This is a genomic window from Pedobacter psychrotolerans (assembly GCF_004340665.1).
In the GTDB taxonomy this organism is placed as follows: Bacteria; Bacteroidota; Bacteroidia; order Sphingobacteriales; family Sphingobacteriaceae; genus Pedobacter; species Pedobacter psychrotolerans.
In genome coordinates this window covers 32,405-45,549 of sequence record NZ_SLWO01000007.1, presented here as the reverse complement: position 1 = coordinate 45,549, position 13,145 = coordinate 32,405, and the positions used below count along the sequence as shown (strand labels likewise).

The following is a 13,145-nucleotide window of genomic DNA, read 5'->3' as shown; positions in this document are numbered from 1 at the left end:
TTTTGATCAATGCAGAATAAGATATAGAAATCCTAATTGCCAGGATTTGTTAATTTGATGAAGGAAAATTCAGTCTGCGAATTAAAAGTTCATTATGCTTTTCAAGAAGTTCTATGTATTTGAGTTTCCAGTGATCGCGGTCTTTTAATAATTCATCATAATTCATGACTTCAGCATGCTGCGATTCTTTTGAGGCTATGCTTAACACCATTTCAGGGAAATCTACCGAAAAATCATATTTTAAAACCTCACCATAAGCCATCAGGAGTTTAAAATCAAGAGTCTCCATTTCGATATGATGATGAATAGCATCTATAGAGTATGAGAGTGTTTTAGATAAATCGAAGATTGATATATTGCTTTTATGAATAATTGATTTCAGCAATTTTCCCCTATGTATGTGCATGTAATTTATAGTTAATTGAAATTCTATCATCCAAAACGATTCTCGGTTATAAAAAGTTTTCGTAAACAAGAAAAGATACAATTGGGAGATGAAAAATTAACCATTAATTACTAATATCAAGTTAATAATGATTCATTTATACATCATTAATTGCAGATTAAATAATAAATAAGGCCACTTGGTTTCCAAGTGGCCTTAAAATATTCAGATCGGTCAACTAACCAAAGTATACGATCAATTTTTTAGGTAGATGTAGTATAAGAACCACTATAAATGGATATTGTTTGATAAAATTTATATTTTTTTAGATTCACAAAACTTCAATCTATTAGATATATAAAACGTTATAACCCCCGATCCTTATCGAATCGGGGGTTAAAATAAATCACATCATTTTAAGCAAATAATTGAATTCGATAATTATGAATCGATTTAAATACCCCGGTCTGCGACCACCCCTCTGAAAAAGGGGAATTACGATCGCCATTCCCTCCAATGCATCGGAGGGTACTTAAGGGCGAGGTGGTTAAAACATAAATAACCCGTTCAAATAGTATCTTAAGGCATATTATTATCGTAATTTATTCATGTTAACATGATCACTCCTTATTCCTTGCCTTCAGATTTTGCTTTTTTACGATCAAAAGAAAATCTTCTGGAGATGCTAAAGCCCCAGCGATACTGCCCTTTTAGCCAGGAACTTGTAGTCTCGGGAATAAATTGCATCTCCTGAATAGCTGTTGCATTGGTGAAATTGATATGGAATACATGGCCACCGGTTTCCATTTCTAAACCAACACCTAGTGGATTATAGAATTTTGTAGCCCTTTGTGCCTCTACATATTCTTTATCGGCTTTATTTCGGAAAGGAAGAAAATAATCTACGACCAAAGCCATACGTTTTGTGAACTTCAATCTTCCGCCTGCACCAATAGCAAACAGGTCATTCGGATCCCTGAAAGTGGTTAGATTTCGGTGAACATAACTTGGCGTTAGGCTAAAAGATAAATTTGAGCTGAATTTCCTAGCCAGGATGATTTGTGCTACCCAGTTCATTCGTTCCCCGAAATTCCGGTACGATGTGGCAGCAGTAGGATCATCTTTATTTGCTTCTACTGCAGCAATGGTATTACTTCCGAATAGTGTTACCGCTAAAGGCACCTTATCGTCAACGGTTTGTTCCAGTAAACGATATTTAAGGCTTCCTTCATAAAGCTGTTGTACAGCAGTAGCACCTTTTGCACGGGCAAGTCCGATGGTTAGTTTATCGGTCACGCCGTATTCAAATCCAATCCGCACATCTGTTGAATTGTCCAGCCCGAAAAACTTTTTAATTCCGCCATTGCTTCCGGCAATATCACCAAAGCGGTGATCAACCTTGAAATCAAGTTCATGTTTGTAAAGTGTTTCATTGGTATGGCCGTTGATTAGTTTAGTAGCTTTAAAAGTTGCAATCACCTTTTCGCTTTTTCCACCAGAAGTAGCCATTGCCTTTTCTAAGTCATCCTGCCCATATCCATTAAATGAGATCATTATGGACAGAAGTGATATACATAGTCTGAGTTTGTTTGTATTTTTTTTCATTATTTCTTTTCTGAATAGGTGGCCTGAATACGCACATCAATTTCCTCTGCAATCTTTTTGAAAACAATCGTCGGAATATCAATTTTATGATCAGCTATCTTAATTTTGAAAGTTGAGGTTGCAGATACTGTTCCTTTTGAAACAAGGATATCTACTTTTGCTTTACATGGTTTAGTTACACCATGAACATTAAGCGTTCCATCTACATCCATTTTGATAAGTCCATCTTTTGCCAAATTAATAGGGGCAGATAGTGTTCCTTTAAACTCAGAAGTAGGGTATTTTTCAGACTCCATGTAGTTTTCATTGAAATGCTCCTGCATGAGTTTTTTAGGAAATTCAAAGGAACGGTTACTTACCCTGAAGATAATCTTTCCAGTTTTTACATCGATAACTGAATTTCCGGTGACACTTTTAGCCTCAATATCTTCTAAAGGTGTTTTAGAATAAAAAGATACCTGAGCTTTGTTGGTGCTGATGATTTGCGAGAAGGCAGGGAGGCAGAAAAGCCCCATCACTGCTAAAAAGAGTATTTTTTTCATAGTTAGTTAGGCATTTTGTTATCAAACCATTCTTTTAATGAAGCCAGTTCAGCGGCTGTTAATGAACCTCCTATAGGCATTGATTTGGTTTCCAGTACTACCCGTTTAATTCGGGTTTCATTACTGGTAATTGATGCCAAGCCGTTGAAAGTCCATATGGATGCAGCAGACCTTCCTGTGCCATGGCACCCCGCACATTTGGTTTGAATAAGTGCTTGCGTGAAATTGGTATAAGTTACCGTTGATGTTCCACCACCTGGATTAGAGGTTTGCGGAACAATTTCGTCGGCCTGTCTTTTAGAGCAGCTGCTGCTCAATAGGATGTATACAATGACAAGGGCAACGTAGATTAATCTCTGATTTTTTTTCATAGTTATAGGTTTAAGGCAATGGTGGATTTTGTTAGAATAGGCCAAACGCCTGGACTTGGTACGCTAACGCCTTTCGTATCGCCACGCTTAGCATCAGGTCCGAAATAATATAGCGGATGCCCTTTGTATGTCAGCTGTTTTTTTCCTACAGCAGTAATCTGGATGAACACATTTTTTGAAAGTACAGAAGGCACATTTAAAACATCCGATTCATAAATCGGCCAAGTGCTATTATTACTCAAATCTGCTTTGGTGTAAGTATTTACATTATAAGTGTCTGGAGCGAAGGCATAAAGTGTTCTGCCAGACGCATCTGTAAGGTATTGTGTAATGCCATCACCAACTTTAGCATTTTCGAGATAGTTTTTTCCATCGTTTCCCACCAGTTGTGTACTTGCCAGCATTACCGAATAGTCTGGTTTAGCAACGAACCAGGTGCCTCCGGAAGCATCACCCTTAATATCTAAAGGTGCCACATCACCCGCATAATAATACAATGGCCAGCCTTTGTAAGTAGTTTGTTTCTTTCCGTCTGCTCTGGTAATGGTAGAAACATCTGTTGCGTTTAAGCCCGGTACGTTGCTTAAATCTTCAGCTAAAAACACTGGCCAGGCCGTTTCGCAACCACCGGTACAAGCGGAAGTACCATTGGCATCCAAAGAAAAGAAATACAATGTTCTGCCATCTCCATCGGTAATAACCGTTCCAAAGCTTGCATTTGAAACTGTTTTCAATGTTTTTTTACCCGTCACCATTGTTGGGTTGGGATCTGCAACATTGTTCTTTGAGCAGGAAGAAAGTACGGTGATAAATAAGAGCGCAAATAAAGACCAGCTTTTCTTGAATTTAAGTTTCATAGAGATAATTTTTAAAATTGTTTAATTATCAGGATTACGGCTCTGCTTGGCAAAAGGTTGCCTGGATGTATTCAAATCATTTAATTTTTTTTAAAATGGCTAACATCCAGCTAATTAAATTCTTTTGAAGTATTTTGATTAGTTTTGGCAACCTTTTGTGTACTTGTCCCGTATACCGTGTATAAAGAAGACCAAAACAATAACATAAACTTGTTAGTGAAAGAAATTATTAGTGGATGTATCAGAAAGGATAGGGCCAGTCAGCATCTGCTATACAAAGAATTTTACAGTTACTGCATGGGGATATGTAAAAGATATTCCATTGGTGATTTTGAAGCTGCTGATGTACTGAATAACGGATTCTTGAAAATTTTTAATAATATAGATAAGTATGATCCTGCTAAGCCTATTAAAGCATGGATTGGTAAAATCATGGTTAATACGGCGATAGATCACTATCGGGCAAATTTGCGCTTTACCACCTATGATGATATTAGCGAATATGAGCAAAATGGTAAGGAAGCCATTGTGTATGAGCAAATGGCTTACAAAGAGTTATTGATGTTAGTACAAAGCCTTTCACCAAGTTATAGGATTGTTTTTAACATGTATGCCATTGATGGCTATTCACATGATGAGATTGCAAAAACCTTAAATATTTCGGTAGGCAGTTCTAAATCCAACCTCTTTAAAGCCAGACAAAGGCTCCAGGAGATGATCAGGGATATGGAACCCCTGAATGCAAAAATGAAGGTTGTTTCTAACCATGAACAAAATATAAGCAAAAATGAAAGACGAGCATAATCTGGATAAGTTGTTTAAAGAGGGGTTGGATGAGATTGATATTCCCTTTCATGAACCAGACTGGGCAGAGATGTCCAAAAAACTTGATCAGCAAGATAAAAAAACAATTTTCCCACTTTGGTGGAGCCTTTGCGCTGCTGCAGCCGCATCTATTTTAATATTTTTTATTTTTTTTAATACGCCCAAGAATAATCATACGGTAAGCCGGATCGAAAAGAACCAACCTTTGGTCGCACCTAAAAATGCTCTTGTTGATACGTTGATTCATGATGATGAAAAAAAGCCTTTCATTAAGAATCAGGCTCCAATTATTACTGATCAGCATGCATTGGCCAATATCCCTGATTCTGCCATCAGAAACTTACAACCTGTTTTATCAAAGGTTGTTATAGATGGGGAAGGGATTAATAGTGTATCACTGGCGCAGCTGAAAACAGATGGTAAACTGCCTGCAGGTTTGAGCATAGGTAAGCTAAGACCATCAGAAAAGGAATTGCGGAACAGCATTACCCCGAATCGACTTTCTTTAACGGTGATGGCTGCTCCTGATATCTCTTCTACCAGCTCAAGTGTAAGCAATAAAGTCAGTACTAATTTTGGCCTCATGATCAATTATGCGTTGACCAAAAAAATAGGTTTATCAACAGGAGTCATTTATGCTAAAAAAATATATGATTATAATGGCTTTGGAACTTCATCATCTGGTTATAGTGCCGGACCATGGCAGGTAAATGCGGATTGTAAAGTACTGGATATACCTGTTAATCTAAATTATCAGGTTTTTAAGAAAAGAAGCCTTGCTGTTAACGTGAGTGCCGGGCTTTCCAGCTACATCATGTTAAATGAGAAATATCAGTTAACCAGTGGCCCGGCATCAATGGTGACCAATGAAGAAGTTACCGGCAATAAGTATTTCATGGGTATCGCCAATTTTTCAGTAGGTGTTGAGCGAAAAGTAAATTCACGTTTGAGCCTTGGCTTACAACCATTTTTAAAGGTTCCTTTAACAGGTATCGGGAAGTATGAGGGTAATCTTAGCTCTGCAGGTATATCAGTGCTTTTTAACATAAAAAGTTTAAGCAACAACTAAATTCGTAAAGGGTATTTAAATTTCTACGGATCCATAATTATTAATAACCTCTTATTTTTCTTAAAATTCATCTTTCAAAGGGAGGACATTAGCAAACTTTTGATTCAAAACATTTGTTCCTATATAAACTAAAATAAAGAACAAATGATAAACAAAGACGAGCAACCAATAGAAAACGGGCAGGCAAATGCTGACGAAATTAACAATCATCAAGCCAAAGGATCCAATACCATTAAAGATCCAGATGAATGGACTACAGGTGATGAACCCATGACAGGTGCACAACAATCTTATCTTAAAACACTTTCTGATGAAGCAGGGGAAACGTTTGATGATACCTTAAGCAAATCAGAAGCTTCAAAACGCATTGACGAATTGCAACATAAAACAGGTAGGGGCCTGGAAGAATAATCATTTGGTTAAGTGATTATTCATATTAAACTTAATTTATAATATAAAACATGTGGATACTTTGGGCAGTACTTGCCGCCATATCAGCAGCTTTGGTCATTGTATTAACCAAAGCTGGTTTAAAAAATGTAGATTCAAGTTTAGCCTTTGCTATTCAGGCGGTATTAATTTTACTCATCACTTGGGGGGTAGTGATTTATCAAGGGAATGTTGGCGATTGGAAAGGTATAGAAAAAAATGATTGGATTTTTTTACTTGCTGCAGGTGTTTTTACTTCTCTTTCTACCTTGTTTTCTTATAAAGCATTGTCAATGGGGCCTGCATCTTATGTAGCTACCATAGAACGATCTTCATTAATATTTGCCATTATATTATCCATTTTTTTCTTAAAAGAAAAAATCACCTGGCAGATTGTTGTAGGAGGAATTGCCATTATCGGCGGCGCTATGTTAATTGCATTATCAGATCCTGGCGAATAGCTTGGAGAGTAATGGTCATCATTAATAAGCCAGTATAATATTAAATAGGTAAACTTATTAAGCTGGTCACCAAGAGGTGACTGGCTTTTTTTTATCATAGCCATTTAATTAGAATCTTCACATCAAAAGAAGCCGTAATGTTAAAGGGATCGATTGAGTATTAGTTTAAATTTGTATTATTGCTAGAGCAAATTAGCATATAAAGTGAGGTTTAACATTTCCAGAATCAATTTTTTTAATTTATTAAAATTTGGAACAGTTGGCGGAATTTCTGTTTTAATCGATTTTTCTCTAACCTGGCTACTTCATAATGGACTAGGTTTAAATGGTTTAATTTCAAGTAGTTTAGGTTTTTTGGTTTCGTCTATTTGTAATTTCCTGCTTAATAATTACTGGACATTCGGTGCGGTAAAGGGAGAAGGGACAAAACGTTTTATCAGATTTGTATGCATTTGCGCTATAGGTTTACTACTGAACACAGCAACTGTTTACATCTTAACTCATTGGGGAGGTTTCGGATTGTATATTAGTAAATTAATTGCGGTAGTGGTGGTTTTTAACTGGAGCTTTTTAGCAAGTTCTTTATTTGCCTTTAAACCATCAGATGCCATGCAAAGTTAGTTTCAGTAAAGCTCTTGATCAAAAAAATCAATACAAATGGATTAAACCATTCAAAAAATATTAATTGTTATGCTTACTTTTTGTTTTTAAGATTTCTATTATTACTATGAAACCGCTCTCTAGCTTACTTATCTACCTTTTGCTGAGTTTTGTATTATTAACTACAGCCATCACTTATTCCAACCATTTTCAGAATGGTTTTCATTTTGATGATTCACATGCTGTAGAAAATAATGTCTACATCAGAAACCTTTCTAATATTCCGCTATTTTTTAAAGATGGTACCACCAGTAGTAACCTGCCACAAAATCAGTCCTATCGACCAGTAGTCAGTACAACTTTAGCTATTGATTATTGGTTAGGCAATGGATATAATTATTTTTATTTCCACCTGTCTAGTTTTGTGTTATTTCTGTTGCAAGGCGTACTGATGTTTTTCCTTTATAAAAAACTTTATAACGAGGCAGTGCCTACAAATATTGGGATTTATGCCGCATTAGGAGGCGTAGCACTTTATTTATTGCATCCGGCTATTGCAGAAACCATTAATTATGTAATTGCACGATCAGACATTTGGTCTACTTTTGGTGTTGTTTTGGCCTTTGTTCTTTACCTTTATTCTCCATTTTGCAGGAAATATTATATTTATTTTCTACCACTTTTATTAGGTGCTTTAGCAAAGCCAACAACAGTGATGTTTGCTCCAATATTCTTCTTTTACATTTTGTTTTTTGAAGAGGAAATGAGCATTCGTGATATATTCCTCAAGATTAATCATCAAAAATTATTTAGATTATTTAAAAAAGTAGGCCCCGTTTTTATTTTTTGCCTGGCTCTATATTTATTCATTGATAAATTTACCCCTAAAACCTGGGAACCGGGTGGAAGTTCACCACTGAGATACCTTATTACTCAACCCTTTGTTATAACACATTATTTTTACACTCTTTTTTTACCTACAGGCTTAAGTGCTGATACAGATTGGAACTTATTGACATCATTTAAGGATATCCGTTTTTTCATAGGGATAACTTTTATTATCGTAATGCTATATATTGCTTGGATAACATCATCAAATAAAACACGCAGACCAATAGCTTTCGGAATTTTATGGTTCTTTCTGGCTTTGATCCCTACGTCCAGCATTATTCCACTGGCGGAAGTATTAAATGATCATAGGATGTTTTTCCCATTTATCGGACTAATTTTTTCAGTATGCTGGACACTGGCACTCATCATACAGTGGGGGATAGCAAAATTAAATCAAAAAGGATTTCAATATGCCTATGTATTTGCCTTTATTCCACTTTTATTGTTGCCTTTTTACGCTTCTGCCACTTATGAACGAAATAAAATCTGGAAGGATGAAGAAAGTTTATGGTATGATGTAACGGTTAAAAGTCCTTTAAATGGCCGGGGGTTAATGAATTATGGCCTCGCTAAAATGGCACAGGGAGATTATAAAACCGCTTCAGTTTATTTTGAACGTGCCCTTGTAATGCTACCTACTTATGCTAATATCTATATCAATATGGGGATATTAAAAGCCGCAACAGGGCATGACGATCAATCTTCCTTCTATTTTAAAAAGGGAATTGAGTACGGGCAAAATTATCCGGACACTCACTTTTACTATGCAAAATATCTATATCAGAAAAAGGTATATGATACTGCGCAAGCTGAGTTACTTAAGGTTTTAGCCTTATCCCCATCGCATCTCGAAGCACGTTTTCTGCTGATGGATACTTACCAAAAAACCAGTCAATGGGATAAGCTGGAAAAATTAGCAATTGAATCACTTAAATATAGTCCTCAAAATCAAATAATATCCAGGTATCTGGAAGCAGGCAGGAAAAAAGAAGGTGAATTAGAAATGGCGCAGCAATTAGCGAAAGAGAAACCTTCGGCATTGAACTTTCTTAACCTCAGTCTTCAATATTATGCTGCAGGAAAATTTGATGAATGTATAGACGCCTGTAAGCAGGCCATCACACTTGATCCAAAGCTTGCAGAAGCCTATAATAATATGGGCTCAGCTTATAATCTTAAAGGAGAATATCAAAAAGCCATTCCGGTGTTAGAGAAAGCATTGGCAATAAATCCAGGATTCACACTGGCTTCAAATAATTTGGAGGTTGCAAAAAAAGGTCAGTTATCCGCTGCAAGTGATCAATCTTTAGGAATAGATAAATCAGGAGAGGCAAGGCATATCAATAAAAGCCTGGAATACTATAATAGCGGAAGATTTGAGCAATGTATTGCAGAAGCAAAGCTGGCATTAAAAAGTAATCCAAAATCTGATATTGCCTATAATAACCTTTGCGCTGCATACAATAGTTTAAAAGAATATGATAAAGCAATAATGGCAGGTGAGAAGGGTATACAGCTTAATCCATCTAATTCCCTTTTGAAAAATAATCTTGCCGCGGCATATCAAGGCAAGAAAAGAAATTAATCCGGATCCTTTTGAGGGTGTTTATTTTCTTGCTTTTCCTTTTCAAGTTCTTGCTTAAGCAGAGCCATTTCCTGCGTAAGTTTTCTGATGTTGTTGTGTAGCTTTGATGACACCACACTTATATGCACCAGGTAAATCAGGATTGCAAAGATGGCACCGGTAAACAACAAATTGGGTGCCTGAAATACTCCAAGCAATTTGGCCATAATCTCCAGACCATTCGGCCAGAATGAAAATATGGTTAGTAATATGGTGCAGATTACCCAGATAATGGCATATTCTTCGCGTAATTTGCCTTTAATAATCAGTCTTGCGATGTAAGCAATAAAAATAAAGTTTACCAGGATGGTGAGCAGTTGTATACGAGTCATAATTAGTTTCTGATAAAGGAGAAAAGCATGGCAAGACTTACCTTAAAACCATAAAATACGGAAGCACCGCTTCCAATAGAAGATTTTCCACCTAAACGTCCACGCATTGTTACTGGAACTTCTTTTATGGATAAATTAGCCTTCGAAAAAATAACAAGAGATTCCGGTTCAGGATAATCGTCAGGATAGTTTATAGCCGCCAAATTCAGGGCTTTACGCGCCAGAAGTCTGAAACCAGAAGTACTATCATAAATGGATTTTTGCGTAAAAAGCCGGTTAAGTCCATAAAAATACCGGATACCCATTCTCCTGATAAACGATGACTGGAAACCTTTTTTGTCAATGAATCTTGATCCTATAACGACATCTGCTTGAGTTAATTTCTGATGCTCCAATAATTTAATCAGTTCGGATGGTGGATGTTGTCCGTCACCATCCATTTGTACGGCAAAATCAAAGTTATGTTTTATGGCATATTTGATTCCGGTTTGAACTGCGCCGCCTATTCCCAGATTACATGTCAAATCAAGTACTTTAGCGCCATTTGCTTTTGCAACTTCACTTGTTTTATCTTTAGAGCAATCATTAATAATGATCTTGTCCAGCTCATATTCTGTAGGAAGCGAAAGCGTGTTAATTTCTTGAAGGAGAATAGGTAACGATACTTGTTCGTTATAACATGGAATGATAATAAGAATTTTGAGCGTCATTTATCAGTGCTAATTATTGTAGCGAAAGTAATGAATAAAAGTAGATATTCATATAAACGCTATCAATTTCCAATTACTTTACATAGCATATCGCATAGAAAAAAAAGTAGTTTTAAGGAGCGAAAAAAAATATCTTTTTTTTGTAATCTTTTTTGTAATATACAATAATATTTTTTTACTTTTGAGTTCAAAATATGATTAAGCTCTCAACTCTACTCACAATTTCTATGGCCTTGCTATGTGGTAACGTAGCATTTGGCCAATTCCTCGACCGCGCTGTAATTGCGTCTGCAGGCGAAAGTTCAACAGCAAATAATATAACCCTGGTTTATACCATAGGTGAACCTATGATTGCGCTTCTGGAAAATTCTACTATTGACAGGACTTTAACTACAGGTTTCATTCAAGGTGATCAGGTTATTAATAGGCCATTTGCTGTAGTCTTACGAGAACTTTCAGTTTATCCGAATCCTACTACAGGAAATACGGTAAAGTTAGATCTTCGAAATATGCCTGACGGCGATTACACTGTTGATATATATGATGCAGGCGGTAGGGCAATTTTCAGTAAATCCATAAAATATACCAAAGACTTTAGCTTAAACCTTGATCTGGATATTTCGCAATTTAAAGGCGGTAATTATTATATCGCTGTCCGAAATGAACTAGTTAAAGGCTCTGTAAAATTAATCAAACTATAATCATCCCATGATTAAAAAATCTCTATTAACACTCATCTTATTTATTGCCGTTGTTGTGGCTCAGGCGCAAAGCCAGGCCTTCAAGTATCAGGGCGTAGCCCGGAACAACAATGGTACCATTTTGTCAAATAACAATTTGGGCATTCGTATTTCTGTAAGAAGTGGCTCAGCTACGGGAAATATCGATTATCAGGAAACGCATAACGTTTCCACCAATCAATTTGGAACATTTGCCATTGAGATTGGTGCAGGTACTGTAGCTCGTGGTGTTTTTAATAACATAGATTGGGCGGCTGCACAAAAATATATCCAAACCGAACTGAATACAGGTTCGGGATATGTTGATATGGGAACAGCTAAATTATTAAGTGTTCCTTATGCAACTTATGCCTTTAATTCAGGACCTGGTTCTAGAGGAGCAACAGGTGCTACTGGTGCGACAGGTGCAACCGGACCACAAGGAGCTACTGGCCCACAAGGTATCAGGGGAGCAACAGGCGTAACAGGTGAGGCTGGTATTAACGGTTTGAATGGATTAAATGGAGATAATGGTGCAACCGGAGCCCAGGGGCCTCGTGGTGTTACAGGTGCAACTGGACCACAGGGTTTAATAGGGGCTACGGGAGCTACTGGGCCACAAGGTACTAGGGGAGCAACAGGCGCAACAGGTGAGGCTGGTATTAACGGTTTGAATGGATTAAATGGAGATAATGGTGCAACCGGAGCTCAGGGACCTCGTGGTGTTACAGGTGCAACCGGTCCGCAAGGAATTCAAGGTATAACAGGGGCAACCGGAGTTACAGGAGCAATTGGTGATACTGGTGCAACTGGAGCCACTGGAGCACAAGGCATTCAGGGTATTCAAGGTGTAACAGGGGCAATTGGTGTGACTGGTTCAACAGGAGCTACTGGAGCACAAGGTATTCAGGGCATTCAAGGTATAACAGGGGCAACCGGAGTTACAGGAGCAATTGGTGATACGGGTGCAACTGGAGCTACAGGTTTACAAGGAATTCAAGGTGTTACAGGTGCCACTGGATCAACCGGAGTTACAGGTTCGACTGGTGATACGGGTGCAACCGGAGTTACAGGAGCAATTGGTGATACGGGTGCAACTGGAGCTACAGGTTTACAAGGAATTCAAGGTGTTACAGGTGCCACTGGATCAACCGGAGTTACAGGTTCGACTGGTGATACGGGTGCAACTGGAGCTACAGGTTTACAAGGAATTCAAGGTGTTACAGGTGCCACTGGATCAACCGGAGTTACAGGCTCAACGGGTGCTACAGGTGCACAAGGTACTCAGGGAATTCAAGGTATAACCGGAGTTACAGGCTCAACAGGAGCTACTGGTGCACAAGGTATTCAGGGCATTCAAGGTATAACAGGTTCAACTGGTGTTACAGGTGCCACCGGATCAACCGGAGTAACAGGTTCGACTGGTGCTACAGGTTTACAAGGCATTCAGGGTATTCAAGGTGTAGCGGGAGCAACTGGTGCTACCGGATCAACCGGAGTTACAGGTTCGACTGGTGCTACAGGCTTACAAGGCATTCAGGGTATTCAAGGTGTAACAGGCGCGACTGGTGTTACGGGTGCCACCGGATCAACTGGAGTTACAGGCTCAACTGGTGCTACAGGTTTACAAGGCATTCAGGGTATTCAAGGTGTAACAGGCGCGACTGGTGTTACGGGTGCCACCGGATCAACTGGAGTTACAGGCTCAACTGGTGCTACAGGTTT

Annotated in this window: 15 protein-coding genes; 8 read left to right on the top strand and 7 right to left on the bottom strand. The window is 37.9% G+C overall.

The window, feature by feature from the left end:
• Positions 1-49: 49 nt before the first annotated feature.
• The 5 genes from EV200_RS17105 to EV200_RS17085 form a co-directional block, all read right to left on the bottom strand.
• Positions 50-406, bottom strand: a complete 357-nt coding sequence (locus EV200_RS17105; RefSeq protein ID WP_132534818.1) for a hypothetical protein — start codon at positions 404-406, stop codon at positions 50-52.
• A gap of 606 nt (positions 407-1,012) precedes the next feature.
• Positions 1,013-1,939: a DUF5777 family beta-barrel protein gene (locus tag EV200_RS17100; protein WP_229676684.1), complete on the bottom strand. Its 927-nt coding sequence runs from the start codon at positions 1,937-1,939 to the stop codon at positions 1,013-1,015.
• A gap of 50 nt (positions 1,940-1,989) precedes the next feature.
• A complete protein-coding gene (locus EV200_RS17095; RefSeq protein WP_132534815.1) occupies positions 1,990-2,532 on the bottom strand; it encodes a YceI family protein in 543 nt (180 codons plus the stop codon).
• 2 nt (positions 2,533-2,534) lie between these two features.
• Positions 2,535-2,903, bottom strand: coding sequence for a c-type cytochrome (locus EV200_RS17090; protein ID WP_132534813.1), 369 nt, complete (start codon positions 2,901-2,903; stop codon positions 2,535-2,537).
• Positions 2,904-2,905: 2 nt separating this feature from the next.
• On the bottom strand, positions 2,906-3,760 hold the full coding sequence (locus EV200_RS17085; protein WP_132534811.1) for a hypothetical protein: 855 nt from the start codon (positions 3,758-3,760) through the stop codon (positions 2,906-2,908).
• 216 nt (positions 3,761-3,976) lie between these two features.
• Here EV200_RS17085 and EV200_RS17080 point away from each other — a divergent pair, with 216 nt between their 5' ends.
• From EV200_RS17080 to EV200_RS17055, 6 genes are all read left to right on the top strand, one after another.
• On the top strand, positions 3,977-4,564 hold the full coding sequence (locus EV200_RS17080; protein ID WP_208864569.1) for an RNA polymerase sigma factor: 588 nt from the start codon (positions 3,977-3,979) through the stop codon (positions 4,562-4,564).
• Positions 4,548-5,654 (top strand): porin family protein, encoded by a 1,107-nt coding sequence (locus EV200_RS17075; protein WP_132534808.1) that lies wholly within the window; start codon positions 4,548-4,550, stop codon positions 5,652-5,654. The genes EV200_RS17080 and EV200_RS17075 overlap by 17 nt, the downstream gene beginning before the upstream one ends.
• 144 nt (positions 5,655-5,798) lie before the next feature.
• Complete coding sequence (locus EV200_RS17070) at positions 5,799-6,065, top strand: DUF3072 domain-containing protein (RefSeq protein WP_132534806.1); 267 nt, start codon at positions 5,799-5,801, stop codon at positions 6,063-6,065.
• 50 nt (positions 6,066-6,115) lie between these two features.
• The gene (locus EV200_RS17065) at positions 6,116-6,544 is read left to right on the top strand and encodes an EamA family transporter (RefSeq protein WP_132534804.1); all 429 of its coding nucleotides are present in this window, start codon (positions 6,116-6,118) and stop codon (positions 6,542-6,544) included.
• Between the two features lie 204 nt (positions 6,545-6,748).
• Positions 6,749-7,165 carry a GtrA family protein gene (locus EV200_RS17060; protein WP_132534802.1) on the top strand — a complete coding sequence of 139 codons (417 nt, stop codon included), beginning with the start codon at positions 6,749-6,751 and terminating at the stop codon, positions 7,163-7,165.
• A gap of 106 nt (positions 7,166-7,271) precedes the next feature.
• Complete coding sequence (locus tag EV200_RS17055; protein WP_132534800.1) at positions 7,272-9,620, top strand: tetratricopeptide repeat protein; 2,349 nt, start codon at positions 7,272-7,274, stop codon at positions 9,618-9,620.
• Here EV200_RS17055 and EV200_RS17050 read toward each other — a convergent pair.
• Both EV200_RS17050 and EV200_RS17045 read right to left on the bottom strand, forming a co-directional pair.
• Positions 9,617-9,991, bottom strand: a complete 375-nt coding sequence (locus EV200_RS17050; protein WP_132534798.1) for a DUF2304 domain-containing protein — start codon at positions 9,989-9,991, stop codon at positions 9,617-9,619. The genes EV200_RS17055 and EV200_RS17050 overlap by 4 nt on opposite strands.
• A 2-nt stretch (positions 9,992-9,993) precedes the next feature.
• The gene (locus EV200_RS17045) at positions 9,994-10,701 is read right to left on the bottom strand and encodes a glycosyltransferase family 2 protein (RefSeq protein ID WP_132534797.1); all 708 of its coding nucleotides are present in this window, start codon (positions 10,699-10,701) and stop codon (positions 9,994-9,996) included.
• 194 nt (positions 10,702-10,895) lie between these two features.
• On the opposite strand from EV200_RS17045, the gene EV200_RS17040 reads away from it, so the two are divergent.
• Together EV200_RS17040 and EV200_RS17035 are read left to right on the top strand one after the other, a co-directional pair.
• Positions 10,896-11,402 (top strand): T9SS type A sorting domain-containing protein, encoded by a 507-nt coding sequence (locus EV200_RS17040; protein ID WP_132534795.1) that lies wholly within the window; start codon positions 10,896-10,898, stop codon positions 11,400-11,402.
• A 7-nt stretch (positions 11,403-11,409) separates the two neighbouring features.
• On the top strand, positions 11,410-13,145 hold a 1,736-nt coding region (locus EV200_RS17035), incomplete at its 3' end, for a hypothetical protein (RefSeq protein WP_317126504.1).